This window comes from Lysinibacillus sp. BSL11, assembly GCF_052928325.1.
In genome coordinates this window covers 12,077-30,210 of sequence record NZ_JAVGCX010000011.1, presented here as the reverse complement: position 1 = coordinate 30,210, position 18,134 = coordinate 12,077, and the positions used below count along the sequence as shown (strand labels likewise).

Annotated in this window: 13 protein-coding genes; 6 read left to right on the top strand and 7 right to left on the bottom strand. The window is 36.0% G+C overall.

All coding sequences use genetic code 11. The annotated features are described in order from the left end of the window. Positions 1–200 precede the first annotated feature (200 nt). The gene (locus RCJ95_RS14150; protein WP_446722426.1) at positions 201–995 is read left to right on the top strand and encodes a protein kinase domain-containing protein; all 795 of its coding nucleotides are present in this window, start codon (positions 201–203) and stop codon (positions 993–995) included. Between the two features lie 40 nt (positions 996–1,035). Here the strand turns inward: RCJ95_RS14150 and RCJ95_RS14145 are convergent, their stop codons facing one another. Continuing rightward, positions 1,036–1,869 carry a TetR/AcrR family transcriptional regulator gene (locus tag RCJ95_RS14145; RefSeq protein ID WP_221679637.1) on the bottom strand — a complete coding sequence of 278 codons (834 nt, stop codon included), beginning with the start codon at positions 1,867–1,869 and terminating at the stop codon, positions 1,036–1,038. Between the two features lie 99 nt (positions 1,870–1,968). On the opposite strand from RCJ95_RS14145, the gene RCJ95_RS14140 reads away from it, so the two are divergent. Continuing rightward, the gene (locus RCJ95_RS14140; RefSeq protein WP_446722425.1) at positions 1,969–5,058 is read left to right on the top strand and encodes an efflux RND transporter permease subunit; all 3,090 of its coding nucleotides are present in this window, start codon (positions 1,969–1,971) and stop codon (positions 5,056–5,058) included. A 59-nt stretch (positions 5,059–5,117) separates the two neighbouring features. Here RCJ95_RS14140 and RCJ95_RS14135 read toward each other — a convergent pair whose 3' ends face one another. Further along, positions 5,118–6,686 (bottom strand): glycoside hydrolase family 10 protein, encoded by a 1,569-nt coding sequence (locus RCJ95_RS14135; protein WP_257521248.1) that lies wholly within the window; start codon positions 6,684–6,686, stop codon positions 5,118–5,120. 509 nt (positions 6,687–7,195) lie between these two features. On the opposite strand from RCJ95_RS14135, the gene RCJ95_RS14130 reads away from it, so the two are divergent. After that, positions 7,196–8,449 (top strand): MFS transporter, encoded by a 1,254-nt coding sequence (locus tag RCJ95_RS14130; RefSeq protein WP_221679633.1) that lies wholly within the window; start codon positions 7,196–7,198, stop codon positions 8,447–8,449. A gap of 183 nt (positions 8,450–8,632) precedes the next feature. Here RCJ95_RS14130 and mprF read toward each other — a convergent pair whose 3' ends face one another. From mprF to RCJ95_RS14115, 3 genes are all read right to left on the bottom strand, one after another. Continuing rightward, positions 8,633–11,158 (bottom strand): bifunctional lysylphosphatidylglycerol flippase/synthetase MprF, encoded by a 2,526-nt coding sequence (mprF, locus tag RCJ95_RS14125; RefSeq protein WP_221679632.1) that lies wholly within the window; start codon positions 11,156–11,158, stop codon positions 8,633–8,635. A gap of 432 nt (positions 11,159–11,590) precedes the next feature. After that, complete coding sequence (locus RCJ95_RS14120; RefSeq protein WP_446722424.1) at positions 11,591–12,298, bottom strand: response regulator; 708 nt, start codon at positions 12,296–12,298, stop codon at positions 11,591–11,593. Then, positions 12,299–13,900 (bottom strand): ATP-binding protein, encoded by a 1,602-nt coding sequence (locus tag RCJ95_RS14115; protein WP_221679631.1) that lies wholly within the window; start codon positions 13,898–13,900, stop codon positions 12,299–12,301. 395 nt (positions 13,901–14,295) lie between these two features. Here RCJ95_RS14115 and RCJ95_RS14110 point away from each other — a divergent pair, with 395 nt between their 5' ends. The 3 genes from RCJ95_RS14110 to RCJ95_RS14100 all read left to right on the top strand — a co-directional run bounded on the left by RCJ95_RS14110 (position 14,296) and on the right by RCJ95_RS14100 (position 16,565). Continuing rightward, positions 14,296–15,558: a dicarboxylate/amino acid:cation symporter gene (locus tag RCJ95_RS14110; RefSeq protein WP_009371221.1), complete on the top strand. Its 1,263-nt coding sequence runs from the start codon at positions 14,296–14,298 to the stop codon at positions 15,556–15,558. A 176-nt stretch (positions 15,559–15,734) separates the two neighbouring features. After that, entirely contained in the window at positions 15,735–15,938 is a 204-nt protein-coding gene (locus RCJ95_RS14105) for a hypothetical protein (RefSeq protein ID WP_221679630.1), read from the top strand. Between the two features lie 114 nt (positions 15,939–16,052). Further along, positions 16,053–16,565 carry a GNAT family N-acetyltransferase gene (locus RCJ95_RS14100; protein ID WP_446722423.1) on the top strand — a complete coding sequence of 171 codons (513 nt, stop codon included), beginning with the start codon at positions 16,053–16,055 and terminating at the stop codon, positions 16,563–16,565. 59 nt (positions 16,566–16,624) lie between these two features. Here RCJ95_RS14100 and RCJ95_RS14095 read toward each other — a convergent pair whose 3' ends face one another. Together RCJ95_RS14095 and RCJ95_RS14090 are read right to left on the bottom strand one after the other, a co-directional pair. Continuing rightward, positions 16,625–17,605: a S66 family peptidase gene (locus RCJ95_RS14095; protein WP_257521243.1), complete on the bottom strand. Its 981-nt coding sequence runs from the start codon at positions 17,603–17,605 to the stop codon at positions 16,625–16,627. After that, positions 17,602–18,117 (bottom strand): GNAT family N-acetyltransferase, encoded by a 516-nt coding sequence (locus tag RCJ95_RS14090; RefSeq protein ID WP_221679626.1) that lies wholly within the window; start codon positions 18,115–18,117, stop codon positions 17,602–17,604. The genes RCJ95_RS14095 and RCJ95_RS14090 overlap by 4 nt, the downstream gene beginning before the upstream one ends. Positions 18,118–18,134 lie beyond the last annotated feature (17 nt).

Here is an 18,134-nt window from a genome sequence, read left to right as displayed (position 1 = left end):
ACATCAAAAAGGAGCGTTTTTATGCTAGATAAAATTCTTCATTCCTTATTCAATAGTAAATCCAAACGCCATTATTCTTCCTCAAGTAGCCGTAGTAGATATTCAAAACGACATAATTATTATGGTCATAAGCATTATAAGCGTAGCTCTCGTAAAAGCTCACGCAGTTTTTTCAGCTCTATGAGTTTTTTTAGTAGCTAATGTGGTGGAAACGACTTTCCGAAAAAAGTTTTGACCAGGCTGTTGAACTTTACATAGCCGAACATCCCGATTTTTCTTTTAAAAAATTTCTTGGCTATGGCTCATATGGTCGTACGTATTTAATTGAAGATTGCTCTTCAGCAAGTCTATTTGTTTTAAAATGCTTGCGACCCAAACATCGTCATCACCAGAAAACTATTCACAAATTTCAACAAGAAATTCACATACTCCAGCAACTTTCACTACCCTATGTTCCTACCATCCATTCAGTAGGAACAATTTCAAACAGCCCATTTTTTATCATGGACTATGTCAATGGGCAAACTTTTGAGCAGCTTATTTTTCAGAATGGTGCCAAATTTACAATCGCTCAATCCCTTGCTATTACAAAGCAATTATTAGAACAAATAGTACAGTTACACAATCATGGTTTTATACATCGCGATTTACGTATTCCGAATATATTGTTAGTGGGTCAACAATTGCATATTATTGACTTTGGTCTAGCTACCACTTATCAAAAGCAAATCGATATCTCTACGATCGAAAATCCAAAACGTGCTGAAAATCATATTAGTGATCTTTATTTTGTCGGCCATTTTTTATTATTTTTACTATACTCAGACTACAAGCCAAGCAAGAAAAAAGAGAAAGCTTGGCAGCAGGAATTAAAATTACCAATCGAAGTCCAAGATTTTCTTGAGCACTTATTATGGATTCAAGAACCCTTCGCAAGTGCTTTAGAGGCCTTGCAATCTATGCCCCCATTCATAGATAAAACTATTAAAAAATAGAATTGTTCACCGCCAAGTGTGAACAATTCTATCCTAGGGTTCAAATATTAAAGTATTTTGCAGTTACATATGCAATCCAATGATACGCTGGGTCTAAACGTAAATTTTCAATTAGCCCTTTAATAATTGCTTTACCATAAGTAGGATTTTCTATTTCTTGCTTTAACAACTCAATGGATTCTTTTTCTATAGAATCCTCAGTATTATTTATATTTTGCTCCAATAATTGTAGTAAAGCATCTTTTGGCACGTCTTGCTCACACGGCTTTGCAATAAACGGCACAAGATCTGCTGTAATAAATGGAATGGTTGTATGTTGGGCAATAATATCTGTTTTTTCTGCTAAAGATTTAGCTAATTGCTCTAAATCAAGTGGCATATCTGAAAAAATAAAAAGCTCAGCATAGCTCTTCATAAATCCTTTTATGCAATACATTACATCATATTTCGTTTCTTGTAATTGATCCTGATAAAGCTGCTCCAGCATATAGAGAATTGATTTCGACATTTCTGCTTCATACGCTGTTATTTTATGAAAGAGCTCTTTTTTTGTTAAAAAGACCTTTTCATTAAAGAATACACGTGCGGATGCAGAATGGTCTTTGAATGCTTGAAAAATGCTTTTATAAAATTCAACCAAAACAGTTTCTTTGTTATACGCTCCTCTGACTACTTGGTCAATATCTGTAATAAACTGCTGTAAATAGTAATCAACCATAGATATAACAAGCTCATCTTTGGTTTTGAAGGATAAATAAAATGCACCTTTAGAAATCCCACAGCGTTCTGTAATTTGTTGTACTGACGTAGCTTCAAAACCCTGTTCAGAAAACAGTTCTAACGCTTTCTCCATAATTAATTTCTTTTTTAACATATTTTTAACTCTCTCCTAATGCATTTCGTTGACAAATGACCGATTAGTCATTAGTATAAATAATTGAATTTAGATAGTCAATAAAGGGTAGGTGTGAAGGTGAAAGGTTTAGTTAATTTCGTATTAAAGAACAAATTGGCAGTGTGGTTATTAACAATTATCATCACTGTCTCTGGTATTTATTCGGGTACAAGGATGAAAATGGAATCGATACCAGATATTTCGATCCCGTATTTAATTGTCATGGGTGTATATCCTGGCGCAACGCCTGAACAAGTCATGAATGATCTGTCCATTCCGTTCGAAAAATCCATAGAAAGTTTAGAAGATGTGAAGGCTGTTTACTCAACATCCTCTTCCAACGTAGCACAAGTTCAAGTGGAATACGACTATGGAATTGATATGGATGAGAAAAAACGACAATTAGAAGCAGCTTTAGATAATCTTAAACTACCTGAAGGTGCTCAAGAGCCTACTATTATGGCAATCAGCATGAACATGATGCCTGTAGTCGCTTTATCTGTAAGTAGCTCTAAGGAAGATATTGTTGATTTAACTTCAACAGTTGAAGATGTTTTACTGCCTAAAATCGAAAAAATTGATGGTGTGGCATCCGCTACCATCACAGGTCAGCATATTGAACAAGTATCGTTTAAATATGATGAAGAAAAAATGGCAGCACTTGGTTTAACAGAGGATACTGTTAAACAAATGATTCAGGCAAGTGATATGTCACTGTCACTTGGTTTATATCAATTTACTGTCGGGGAACAAGCAGTTTCAGTAGACGGTAAGGTAAAATCAGTGGATGAACTAAAAGACTTATTAATTCCAGTTACACCTTCAGCTACAAATCCTTCACCTTTCGTTCGTCTAGGTGATATTGCAAAAATTGAAGTAGAAGGTAAAGTGCAATCTGTTTCACGTACAAATGGTCAAGATGCCATTGCTATTCAAATCGTAAAAGGCCAAGATGCTAATACGGTGACAGTTGTTAATGCCGTAAAAGACCTTATGAAGGATGAGGAAAAACGATTAGACGGCTTAAACGTAGAGATCTCTCTTGATCAAGGTGCCCCAATTGAAGATTCTGTATTTACAATGATCGAAAAAGCAGTCTTTGGTGGCGCAATTGCCGTATTAATCATTTTACTATTCTTACGTGATTTCAAATCAACAATTATCTCAATTATTTCTATCCCAGTTTCTATCTTCATGGCATTACTCCTATTAAACTGGATGGATATCACATTAAACATCATGACCCTCGGCGCGATTACCGTCGCAATCGGTCGTGTTATCGATGACTCAATCGTAGTTGTAGAAAATATTTACCGACGAATTCACTTAAAACAAGAAAAACTTACAGGTCGTGCCCTAATTCGTGAAGCAACAATTGAAATGTTCAAACCAATTCTTTCTTCAACATTGGTAACGGTCGCTGTATTCGCTCCTCTTATTTTCGTAGGTGGTATGGTAGGCGAATTATTCATGCCATTTGCCCTTACAATGACATTTGCATTAGGTGCATCATTATTAGTTGCGATCACAATCGTACCTGCTTTATCTCATTTCTTATTCCGTAAAAAGTTATACGGTGAGAAAACTGAAAGCCAACATAAAGAAGTTGGTAAACTTGCTATCTGGTACAAAGGTGTCTTAGAAAAAGTATTAAATCACAAAATTATTACATCTGTCCTTGCGATTCTTTTACTTGTTGGTTCTCTTGCATTAACACCACTTATTGGTTTTAGTTTTATGGGCTCACAAGAAGAAAAAGTTATGTACTTAACGTATACGCCTGCAACGGGAGAACTGGCTGACGAAACGGCAGCTAATGTTGAAAAAGTAGAAAAAGAATTAATGAAACGTAAAGATGTTGATATTTTACAAGTTTCCATTACAGATGCGAAGAATGTCGATCCATCAGCAATGATGATGGGTGGAGGTGCTGGCGGTGCCTTAATGTATCTTATCTTTGATCCGGATATGGAAGACTTCCCTAAAGCTCGTGAAGAGGTAGAAGACTATGTATTTAACATCGGGCAATCAGGAGAATGGAAGTCTCAAAACTTCACTTCTATGTCGATGTCATCAAACGAAGTCAGCTATACACTGTATAGTGATGATTTAGATAAACTTCGAGATGCTGTGAAACAAGTAGAGGGTGCTCTAAAAGAAGTGGATGGCTTAGAAGATATTAAATCTGATAATGAAGATCCATATGTAGAGAATGTGCTAAAAGTTGAACAAAAAAATGTCCTTCAATACGGGTTAACAACAGCTCAAATTGTGATGGCATTAAATTCAAATACATCACAAGAAGTATTAACTACCGTGAAAAACGATGGTAAAGATATCGATGTTATCGTTCAACGCGATGCTAAAGCAGCTGCGACTACACTTGATGATGTCTTAGCCACTGAAATTAAAACAGCATTGGGTACAACAATGACAATCGGAGAATTAGTAGATGTTGAGGAAGGTACAACACTTAACTCATTATCTCGTTCAAAAGGTGAATATTTCGCAACAGTATCTGGTACGATTATTGGTGACGATATTTCAAAAGCCACTACTGCTACTGATAAAAAAATTGATAAATTAGATTTACAAAAAGGTGTAACACTTGGTGTTGCTGGTGTTGCTGCAGATATGCAAGAAACATTCACTAAGCTTGGTATTGCGATGTTAGCAGCCATTGCCATTGTTTACTTCATTCTAGTGGTAACATTCGGAGAAGGTTTAGCTCCATTCGCTATTCTTTTCTCACTACCATTCGCAGTAATTGGTGCATTCATTGGATTATTCGTTACAGGGCAAACTATTTCTGTATCTGTCATGATGGGTCTATTGATGTTGATTGGTATCGTCGTAACAAATGCCATCGTATTAGTTGACCGTATCATTCATATGGAACATGATGGTCTTGCCATGCGTGAGGCGATCCTTGAAGCAGGAGCAACACGTTTACGTCCTATCCTGATGACAGCCATCGCTACAATTGGTGCTATGATACCAATGGCGCTTGGTACTGGCGGTAGTGGATTAATTTCCAAAGACTTAGCTATTACTGTAATTGGCGGTTTATTATCTTCTACCCTATTAACACTCGTTGTTGTACCAATTGTTTATGAAATGCTATCTAAAATGTTAAAGAAAAACCGTAAAGATATTGAAGAAAATTAATAAAAAAACAACCACTCATGCAATCTTTGCATGAGTGGTTGTTTTGTTTTCTAAGCTTTTTATTGATTTTCTATTACTACAAAAACTTCCTTGCTTTCCACACCTGTATTTGATACGGCCTTAATGCCATATGTATAGCTATGCTTAGCAAGAGCTGACTTGTCCACAAATTTAGTGAGGCCATCCATATTATAAACAACATCCACTATATTTCGAGGGTCATCATAAGAGCCTTCTTTGTTTCCTGAAAAACGATAAATGACATACTTGCGTGGTTGTCTTTCATTTTCGTCTATAATCTCTATCTTGCGACCTGCCGCTTCCTTTGTCACTTGCACAAAAGTCGGCACGTTCGGCACTGTGTCATCATCCCAAGTTGTTTCTGGTGTCAGTGCTGTGTAATTATATAATTGTTGACTAACAATCGTTGCATAGCCTAGTTTATTGTTTTGAAAGCTTCTTAAGGAGAAATGCATTTGCCCCTCAGCCGCTACCTTTTCCGAACGATTCGCTAGTATTTGACTTGGTAGCTCCATTTTATTTTTCCATGCTGCATCACTATCATTGCCAACTTTGTAATCAGCAAGCCCAATGTAAAGATGCACAGGGTGTGTTGTTGCGTAGGTTTGCACTTCATGGCTCCACCAATCTAGCAGCGTTCCATATTTCGCAACAGTTAATGTTCTTGACCAATAAATTTGTGGTGTAATGTAATCAATTGTGCCATTTTGAATCCATGTTCTGACGTCTGCATATAAATCATCGTAATTATTAACACCAGCCCTTGTATCGCTGCCTGTTTTATCTAGCGATTTATTGCGCCATACACCAAATGGTGAAATACCAAATTGAACATATGGCTTTGTGTCTTTAATGGCCGTGTAAAGATTTTCTACAAGACGGTTGACATTATCTCGTCGCCAATCCTCCACCTTTTTAAAGGAAGCACCATAATTTTTAAAAGTTGCTTGATCTGGAAAAACTTCATTAGCAATTTTATATGGATAAAAATAATCATCCATATGCACTGCGTCAATATCATAATTGGCTACCAGCTCTCTTACTACTTCAACTAAATAGTCTTGTACTTCTGGTAAACCAGGATTTAAATAATATTGCTTACCGTATTTGATAACCCAGTTTGGATGTGTTCTAGCCACATTATCAGCAGCAAGGTCTGTCAGTTTTTGTCCAGACATTGTTACACGATACGGATTCATCCATGCATGCAGCTCCATACCCCGTTTATGACTTTCCTCTATCATGATCGCAAGAGGATCGTAGCCTGGATTTGTGCCTTGCTTTTTGCCTGTTATGTAAGATGACCATGGCACTAGATCAGAGACATACATTGCATCATTTGTTGGTCTTACTTGATAAATAACAGTATTGAATTTATTGGCTTTTAATTGATCCAAAGTTTGGCGTGTCCAAGCCGTGTACTGCTCCTTCGTCATACCTGCTTTCATATCAAGATTAAGAACGGTTGAAATCCAGACAGCCCTCATCTCCCTTTTTGGCTGTGTCGTGCTTGCCATGGCAGGCTTTGTTGGGATGGTCGATAGGCATAACACAAAAATCATCGCGACTAAAGTTAGGATCTTCCATTTACTATTTTTCTTTCTCATATTTCCTCCATTTGCTATTTTTCTATTTTAGTATATGACAAGTACTCGCTATATGCACGTCTCTGAAGCAACTTTATCGCGATCAATGCAAGTAGATAATAAGTTTCACGTCTAACAAACGTTCCCGTTAGTTTCAAAATATGAATACTAACCCTAAAAAACTACTGACAAGGCGATAAGATGAATAGTACTTTTCCTTTAGATTGATTTTACAATTTCCATATTTTTAAATTCAACCTAATTTTTGCTTAATTCATTCTTTACGCATAGATGAACTTTATGCTACAATCAACACAACTTATATAGAACGGAGGGTATTCCAAATGACAGCTTCAATTAGACTACGATTTCACCTTACTAATTAAATATGTATATACTTTGCCTGCTGTGCAAGGGAAATGGAATTAGGTCTAGTCTGTTTTAGGAATACTGGAAAAGAGGGGACTTCTACTCCCCTCTTTTTTTGTGTTGTCTTTTACTTTCCACACAGGCACTTCTGTTAGAAAGGGATGACGAAATTGGAACATTGGAAACGTAATACAATACTTTTTTTAAGTAGTCAAACGATTTCACTTTTTGGCTCTGCTCTTGTGCAATATGCCATTACATGGTACATCACACTTACAACACAATCAGGCAGCATGATGACCATCGCGATCATTTGCGGCTTTTTACCAACCTTCTTTTTAGCACCGATTGCTGGTGTGTGGGCAGATCGCTATAACCGTAAATGGCTTATTATTTTAGCAGATGGAATGATTGCCTTATCTACCCTAATTTTAGCTATTTTATTTTTAATCGGCTATGATGAGCTCTGGCTACTATTTGTTATATCAGCCGTACGTGCAGTTGGTGCAGGTATTCAAACACCAGCAGTAGGCGCAATTTTGCCACAATTTGTGCCTGAAGAGCATTTAATGAAGGTCAATGGTGTAAATAGCAGTATTCAAGCTTTCATCATGATTCTTGCACCTATGGCAAGTGGTGCATTATTAACGATGGCTTCTATTGAATCCATTTTCTTTATTGATGTGACAACAGCGGCTATTGCCATCGCTATCTTCTTATTATTTCTGCATATCCCTGCACATGCAAAAGCTAATCAGCCACAAACAACAGGCTATTTTAGTGATATGAAACAAGGCTTCATCTATATTAAAGAGCATGCTTTCTTGAAACAATTATTCTTGTTCTTTGCCTTTTTCATGCTGCTTGCTGCACCTGCTGCCTTTTTAACGCCTTTACAAGTTACACGAACTTTTGGCAATGATGTATGGCGTTTGACTGCCATCGAAATGGCCTTTGCCATTGGGATGTTAATCGGTGGTATCGCAATCGCAACATGGGGTGGCTTTAAAAATAAAGTGCATACGATGACATTATCTGCTTTATTATTTGGTCTTTGTACCATGGCTCTAGGAGTCATACCTGTTTTTTGGCTGTATCTCATGATCATGACAGTTACTGGAATAGCTATGCCAATCTTTAACACACCCGCAACGGTGTTATTACAAGAAAAAGTGGATAGTGATTATATGGGAAGAGTATTTGGCATTCTTAGTATGATATCTACCTCTATGATGCCTTTAGGAATGCTAATTTTTGGGCCAATAGCTGATATTATTGCTATTGAGTGGCTACTCATCGGTACAGGATTATTACTCTTCATCCAAGGATTTTTCCTTCTGGGCAGTAAAGTCTTATTAAAAGCTGGTAAACCTACTGCTGAGCCTATGGATGTTGAAACGCTAGAAAAAAAGTGAAGACTTTCGTATAAGAGATGATTGCTGTTGATCAAAAATAATTAAAACTTAGCTTTTATATTTTAGACGCTAAAAAGCCCTGCTTTATGCAGGGCTTTTTCGTCTCTATCCATTTCTAGAGAATAATTCTTTTGTGCTTTACTTGCTTCAATACCGCGCTAAAAATTATAAAGTTTACATGACTTACTTTTTCCTCTTTTGCCCGATTAATAACGTGATTTGTGCCATCGTGAATGGTAATGAAGATTTTTTCCGATAGGCTACATATTTGGGTACCCAAAAATCTGCATATTTTAACTTGAAGTTTTTTAACCCTTTAAAATGATAAAAATGCTGTCCGTGTAGAAAGATTTGTGCAGCTATTTTTTCACTTAAAAAGGAATATCTAGACTGTCCGACATTGGATAAAGGCGACATCCCCATATTAAAGACACGATAGCCTTCTGATTTTGCCCATTCAAATAGTGATAAGAAAATGAAATCCATTGTTCCAGATGGTGATCCTGGCTTAAAACGCATCAGATCTACTGAAATCCTTTCTCCTTGATCATACATAGGCATAATACTAGCAAAGCCGAACGTTCCTTGCGTGCCACGTAAAACAGCAATATTGGAAGTGCTTAAATAGTGTTCATCAAAAAAACCAAGCGAAAAACCTTTCTCCGCCCTTCCCTGCAACCATTTTGTTGATACCTCTTTCAATTCCTTCATGACTTCCTGAGAATACGGAGGACTCAGTATTTCCACAATATAATTTTCTCTTTCAAACTTATTTTTTATTGATCGACTGCCCTTCATTTCTTTACCCGTGAATGTAAATTTCTCTAAATCTACAAAGGCTTCCTCGCCAAGCTTAAAGAAACTATATCCATACTCGTGTAATGCAGAGAAAATTTTATTGTTAATTTCATAAAAGACAGGAGTGTAGCCATGCCGATCAGCCAATTCCAAAAATTCCTGGATAGCAGATAAAAAATCAGATTCATTACCAACTGGATCTCCAAGAACGATAATCTTATCTGCATAAATTTGATAAGAGAATAAAACAGTTCCTTTTTCATTCCAATGTACAAATTTATCATGCAAAAAAATCAAATGGGAATACTCCGTTCCTTCATAGGACTTCAAATGATCTTTAATAGCTTCCTCCTGCTCTTTAGATAAAAGCTTTACCATTTTCTTAGGTGTACGTATAAAATAGCCTATATAAAAAATAACAATGGCGATCAGAATACCGATAATCGCACTATTAAAGAGGTCCTGATAATCAGTTATCATATAGTCTTGTAGGGCACTAGGAAAATGAATTTTAGCAGAGGGTAAATTGACATAGCCAATTACCACATACATAGCTGTAATAATTGTTACTACAGCAAGATCAATTATGACAATCCCCCACGTCAAAACATAACTTTCTCGATAAAACTGCTTTTTGGACACCATTAATAACACTGCGACAATGACTAAAAAAATGGCTTCCTCATAATCAAAACCCTTAAAAATTGAAAATAGCGCTGAACTACTTAACACAACAATCGCGAGCTGGTATGCCCTTTTTACTTTGTATTTGATTCCCCTACATAATCCTAACAATATAAAGCCCGCTGCCACGGTCAATTGATGGGATACATTCATAATGGGTGAGGATAAAAATTCCTGAGCAATTTTTAGACGACTTAGCACCCCTGGCAAAGCTGCAGATAGTAATAAAATAATGCCAGAAATAAACACCAAAATTGTTAATAGCATATGGCTTAGTTTCTGAAAAATAATATTTGGTAAGTCATCCCATGATTGATTCCATCGCATCCAATATTCTTTAATAAATAAGAGAGCGGAAACAAAAAATGGTAAAACAAAATACCCAACACGGTACAGAATTAATAGAAACAACACTTTTTCATCAGCAATTCCTATACTTTGTGTTCCCCACAAAAAAACGAGATCAAAGGAGCCAACTCCGCCAGGTATCATGCTGACTATTCCTGCACTAGAAGCAATTAAAAATATAGGAATTAATGTGGATAATTCTATTGGAATCTTTAAAATAAGCGTTAAAGCCCAGATTACGAAAAATACAGCAAGCCACTCAGCTATTGAAGTAACCATCAATTGAAGTGATATTTTTGGTTTTAAAGAGCTTTCCTTTTTATATCGAATCATATACATCGCCCAAAAAGCTGGTACATATAGGCTGACAAGAACAACTGCAATCGATAACCACCGTTCTTCTTTTAGCAACGAGAAATCCCAAAAGAATATATACATAATCCACGTTAACAAAGAAATCCCTGTTAAATAGAACAGGGTGACCGAAGCAATATTTCTTAACATACCTTCCTTATCGTCTTTATATTTGGAATAAAAATAATCACGTAAGAATATACCAACTAACCCTCCAAAGCCAATAAGGTTTGAAAAAGTATTTACGATAAATGAATGATTGAGCAAATTACGTTTATTGATGTTGATACCTAATATATTTGCTAAAATAACATCATAAAAAATCATTGGTGTAATTGCGAAAAAGGTGATTAGGAAAATCAATAAAAGCTCCCATAGCTGAAGCTCGTTCACTTCTTCTTTTAGTAAATGAACATCTATTCCACTCACTGACTGTTGGATTTCATAAATAGCTACCACCAAAAGTAATATTGGAAATAGAATCTTTAAAAATTTCAATAATGTCTCTTTTCGGACGTTAAACATATGCCTAACCTACTTCCCATGAGCTAACTTAATACTTCTATTACCTAAATCAATTTATTTTTTAGGTAACTGACTATTTCCATATTGTAATGTATCTTTGCTATATGTATTGTCAAAGTAAAGTACTACTATTCATACTAATCAACAAACAATCGAACAATTTTCCTCACCTGCCTATTCCTATCCCATCACCCCAAAAAGACATTTTCATTTCCCTTATATATTAGAGAAATAAAAATGTCCATATTCAATAAAAATAATCATTTTAAAGCATACCTCAATAAGGAAGCTCCTCTCTACTCCATGATATTCAAATTTACCTACTGCCTTTTATGTATCGGGATTTGGAGCTTCTTGCATTCTCGTAAATAAAGCTTTTAGAACGCCCCCTAAACTTTACTATTTCGGCTAAAAATTTTAGGTAACTAATCATTAAATATAATAACGATGAATAGGACGTCCTACGTTTCCATATTGTATATCTACTTTTAATAGTTTCTGCTTTTCTAAAAAGTCTAGATAGCGTCTAGCTGTAACACGTGCTGTACCTATATAAGCTGATACCTCCTCAGCTGATACTGCCTCGCCACTTTTTTTTATATATGCAAGTACCTTATCTAAGGTAGCTCGATTAAACCCTTTTGGGAGTTCTTCTATAAGAATGGCATCCATTCCTGTTGTTTCTACTACAATTTGTTCAGGAATACGCTGTTGCATTAAATGATCGACATCATGCTGAGTTAAATCTTGCATGCCGCTTATTTTCCTTCTATAGCTTTGATAATTTTTTAAAGTCTGCTCAATCCGCTCAAACGTAAAGGGCTTCATAATATAATCATAGACACCTAAGTGTAATATTCGCTGCACAGTGGGCATATCATTCGCAGCTGTTACAGCAATAACAGCAACATGAAGATGCTCTTCTCGGATTTTCCCTAACGTTATAATGCCATCCTGCTCTGGCATAAAAATGTCCATAAAGACAAGCTCTGGGGTTAATTGTTTAATTTTTTGAATTCCCTCAATTCCATTGCTAGCATAGCCAACTAATGAAAAGCCTTTGATTTGCTCAATAAATTGTCTGTTCACTTCTCGTACCATTGGATCATCTTCAATCAATAAGACATTTATTACATCCATCTATACTTCTCCTAACTCAAATAAAATTAAGAAACTTGTCCCTTTCATAAATTCACTTGTTACTTCAATATCTCCATTGCCTTTTCTTACAATTTCATAGACTAAATGCAAGCCAATGCCCCGATTTTCACTAGCCTTGGACGAAAATCCATTTTCAAACATACGATCCTGCACCTCTTTGGTCATGCCAATTCCATTATCGGTAACTGCAATCGCTAAGACGCCATCATGCTCGTCTACAGAGATGGCTACATATTTATCTTCCTTCGAAAGGACATTTAAAGCCTCAAAAGCATTTTCAATTAAATTGCCAAACAACACAACAAAATCATGATGATCTAATAGAGGTGGAAAGCGTTTAAAATGACTTTTCCGATCAATCTCAACCTCGATGCCCAGTTCTTTTCCATAGCTTACTTTACTTAATAACAAACCTGAAATATTTTCATTATGAAAGCGTTCATTTAAAAACTTCGTCAATGAGGCTTCATTTTCAGTAGTGACAGTAACATATTCAAGTGCCTGCTTTGTATGTCCTAATTGCAGTAGTCCTGCAATTGTATGAATCTTATTTTTATGCTCATGGGTTTGCACACGTAATGCTTGAACAAAGGCCTTTACACCTGTTACTTCCTCCGCAAGCTTTTTCACAGCTGTTAAATCTTTAAACATAGCAACTGCACCAACTAGCTCTCCATTCACAATAATAGGTACACGATTACTTAAGATACTATGATGATTAATGTAAAGCTCTTGATCATAAACAGGTGTTGCTGTTTCAACAATTTCAGGCAGACGGGTATCAGGCAAAACGTCATAAATCTTTTGTCCAATACAGTCCTCTATTTTCCTAGTAACACCTAAAATATCGGCCGCTTTTTCATTAAAAATGGTGATATTCATTTCCTTATCAACCGCTATTATTCCCTCATGCATAGCATTAAAGGTTTCTGTTCTTTCCACATACATTTTTGCAATTTCATGAGGTTCAAGCCCAAACATTTGTTTTTTTATATGTCGTCCAAGTGTATAGGCACCGAAAATACTGAAAATCAGCGATATAACAATAGTTATCATAATTTCTCGCTCATAACTTTGTAACATTTCCATAAAATCTGGTAATGAATAGCCAACTACTACAATGCCCACTTGTTCTCTTTTATCATTAATAATTGGCACGAAAGCTCTTATCATAACACCCGATTCTCCACGTGCCTTTGATACATAATAATGTTCACTAAATGCGGCGTTTAAATCCTGCGACTCACTGCGTTTTCCTATTTCCTTACTTACTGGGTGTGATAGTTTAATACGTTCCATATTCATTACAACAATATACTCGGCCTTATGAATCACTCTAATGCCATCTACAATTTTATTAATACTTTTTGCAGATTCTTTTATATTGTCATTTTTCAAATGCACACTAAGCTCTGGTACATTTGATACAGTTCTTGCCACAAGCATTGCCCGCTGTCCAAAATCTCTTTCCTGTTCAGATAATAGGTTACCGAGTAAAAAAATACCACCTAGTAAAAAGGAGAGTGCAATGATTAAAAATGTCACTAACAGTATTTTGCCGTTCACAGGCATTTTCATCATTAAAAAATTCCGTCCTTTCAAATTTGCATTCTCATAATCACTGGCACACATATTTAGTTTTAAGATTATCTGCAAAAAAATCTTTTGACAACACCTTTAGTCTATATAAGTAGCAGAAAATATTGAATTTAATGAACAATATTATAAATTGATAATTTAAAAAGAACTTAATTATCACTCTATGTTTTTGTATTATAACAATAATTAATGAACTATAGCGTACCATAACAGGGAGAGTTATTGATATTACTATATTTATATGTAATTGTAAGTAAATGTACTTAATGAACGATATGTTTCTTATTTTCTAAATCTCTTTTTTTAAGAAATATTCGCTATGATACTTTTAGTGAAAGCGATATCAAAGAGAAAATTTAGAAAAGAGGTAGCAAAAAATGAAGTTACTGAAAAATTTGACTGTTCAGGTTATAGTGGCTATCATTCTTGGGATTATTGTTGGAGCCATTTTTCCCGAGTTCGGTGCCAGCTTGAAAATCTTAGCAGACCTATTCATCAAATTAATTAAAATGTTAATTGCCCCTATAATTTTCCTAACAGTCGTTATTGGAATCGGCAGTATGGGAGATATGAAAAAGGTCGGGAAAATCGGAGGAAAGGCATTGCTTTACTTCGAAATAGTTTCCACAATTGCATTAGCAATCGGAATTGCTGTTGCTTTAATCGTAAGTCCTGGTACAGGCTTGGATACATCAGGTGCATCTGATGCTGATATTTCAAAATATACAACTGCTGCAGCTGAATCTGAGCAGGGCTTGGGTGCCTTCATTTCTAGTATTATTCCAGAAAATGTAGTTGGTGCATTGGCAACAGGTCAATTATTACCAGTCCTATTCTCTGCTGTTTTATTTGGCCTAGCAGCTGCCTCAATAGGCGCACCCGCAAAACCAGTCATCACATTCTTTGAGCAAGTAGCAGAGATATTCTTCAAGATTGTAAGTATGGTTATGAAAATATCACCAATCGGAGCTTTTGGTGCAATGGCCTATACAATTGGGAATTTTGGTTTAAAATCTTTAGGTAATCTAGGTTTATTAATGGCTGCTGTATATATAACAATGTTTTTATTTGTTGTCTTTATTTTAGGTGCCATTGCAAAGTTTTTTGGATTCAACATCTTTAAATTTATCGCTTATATCAAAGATGAGATTTTCTTAGTAATTGGGACTTCCTCTTCTGAATCAGCTCTGCCATCTATGATGCGAAAGCTTGAGAACTATGGTTGCTCGAAGCAGGTTGTAGGTTTAGTCATTCCTACTGGGTACTCCTTCAATCTAGATGGGACTTCCATCTACCTGTCCATGGCTGCATTGTTTATCGCACAAGCATATGGAATGGAGCTAACTTGGATTCAAATCATTACACTGCTCGGAATTTTAATGATTACTTCTAAAGGTGCAGCAGGTGTAACAGGCTCAGGTTTTATTACATTAGCAGCAACTTTGGCTGCCTTCCCAATGATACCAGTGGAAGGAATAGCGCTGTTAATCGGTGTAGATCGCTTTATGTCTGAGGCTCGTGCTGTAACTAATTTAATTGGTAATGGTGTAGCTTGTGTTGTCGTGTCAAAATCTGAAAAAGAGTTTGATATAGCTATGGAAGAACGTGCACTTCAGGGAAAGACCACTATTTCTTCCTAAGAAAAATGGTAGGAATGATAGCCATCTCTGTTTCACTACACTCTTTATCATTCAAGTAAAAGCTATGTACTTATGGTTTGGCGCTGACAACAAACAATTAGCTTACACTATCACTCAAAATAAAATGTTTACACTCTAGTAAAAAAGTGAAAGTTAATAGTAAGAGGTGATAGTGAATGAATGATAAAAAACAGGCAAAAACACGTAATACGAATAACCCTGATGTATTGGATACAGATAAAGAAAGCATTTTTGATAAACACGAGGACATGAAAACAGTAGATCCAATACCTGTCGAAGAATTGAATGAAAAAGTAAAAGATGAAAAACATAAAACCAAAACTAAGGATTCCTCAGCAACAGATAAGCGCTATCCATAATGTGAAGGTGAAATCTTTAATAATAGTGCTACAAAAATGAATAAATAAAAAAGTCGACCTAATTCATTATTATGGGTCGATTTTTTATATACTATTTGTTAAAGGAGGTAAATCATGAGTAACATACCAATTATGAAAACGGAGAGGTTACTATTAAGACCTATTACACATAAGGATTTAGAAGCAATGTTTCACTACTCTTCCCGTGAAAATGTGGCGCGTTATGTGACATGGCAAGCACACACTAGCTTAGAGAACACAAAGGCTTTTATGGCATTAATATTTGATGGTTATCAGCAAGGCAATCTGATGTTATGGGGTATTGAATATGCAGGCACAATTATTGGAACGATTGATTTTGTGACGATTAATGATACCCATAAATACGCGGAAATTGGCTATGTTCTTTCTGAGGATTTTTGGAATAAGGGGTTCACAACAGAAGCAACTAAAAAGCTCATTGACTTCGGTTTTAATGAATTAGATTTAGTACGTATCCAAGCACGATGCTTTGAAGAAAACATTGGGTCCCAAAAGGTTATGGAGAAGTCAGGTATGCAGTTTGAAGGGCTATTACGGAAAAGTATGCTTGTTAAGGGACAATACCAAAATGTACGCTATCACTGATGATGATTATAGGAACCTCTAGAAAATAAAGCCTTGCTACGATTTGCAAGGCTTTATCATTACAACCATCTTTCCAAACAGTATATCTTCTTAGCTGTGGCATCTATCCTTACTCGTTTGCCTATCGCAATTGGATGCATAGGATGTGTATGACAAATATCCACCTCTGCTAATATAGGAATCATTATTCCATCCAATTGTTCAAGTAGAATATCATATGGCTGTCGACCCGTTCCTAAATCATCGTAGCATTCATGTTTCCCCAAAATAATCCCACTAACTTTGTCAAAGACACCATGCAATTTTAGCATTGCAAAATTCTTTTCAACAACAGCAGCATTTTTTAAGCAGTCCTCCACTAATAAAATATCACCTTCCACAATTTTAGGGAAATACGGCGTACCAATAAATCCATACATGGCATTGGCATTCCCACCAATTAACCTTCCTTCAGCAACCCCACCCTGAATCGCTAACCATTCATTCTTTTGGAGTTTTTTATCCACTGTCTTCTCAAGCCAATTAACAGGTTCATCCGACCAATAAGAAGGCATTGGTATTTCGTAAGGTAATGCTTGGGGTTTAAAGAAATAATGCTCAAAAAATTTGAAGGTATCATTTACTAATGGTTCAAACTCACCAAAGGATGGTACAAGGGCTGGACCATAAAAAGTTGAGATACCCGTCTTTGCATAAAGTGCCAGTAGAACGGCCGTTGCATCCGAATAACCTACGACCATTTTGGGATGTTGACGAAAAGCCTCATAATCAATATAAGGTAGCATGCTATTGGCATTGGTACCTCCTATTGTAGACATAATCATATCCACATTTGGATTGCGTAATAACTCATTCAATTCTTCTGCTCTTTCTTTTGGCGAACCTGAACGATAATAATCGGATTTACCAGTTAGAGAACCTGTCACGATTCGAAAATTTTTATTCTCGAGAAATGCTTTAGCACGTTCATATCGTTCCAAAGCCGTCACCGTTGCTGGGGAGGACGGTGAATAAATGCCGATGTTTACTTTTGTAGTCATACGTTAGTTCCTTTCCCAATCAATAGTTTTGACATATAGTATTCATTAATATATTGTCCATCTACATACAGCGAAGCCCGCTTCGTTCCCTCAATATCAAAGCCCATTTTCTTATACAAAGCAACACCAGCCTCATTATTTTCCATGACGGTTAATTCTAGACGATGTACACCATTCTCCATTGCCCAATTTTCTACGTGTTGAAATAAAGCCGTTCCAATTTTTCTTCCTCTATAGTCACTATGTATGCCTATGACAAGATAAGCACGGTGAGCAATTCTTTTCGGCTCATTGCCTTGTACAATTAAGTACGCCACAACCTGCTCATCCATTTCAGCTACGAACAAAGCTGAGTGGTGACTATGATATAGCTTGTCTATATACTCCCCAAATGGCTTAGGTGCTAAATTGCGCTCACCTGGTCCAAATAACATAAAATTTGATGCCTCTGCATTTGTCATAACAGCTATAATTCGTTCACTGTCATGTCGGGTTGCTTCTCGTATGATCATGTTGAACACGCTCTCCT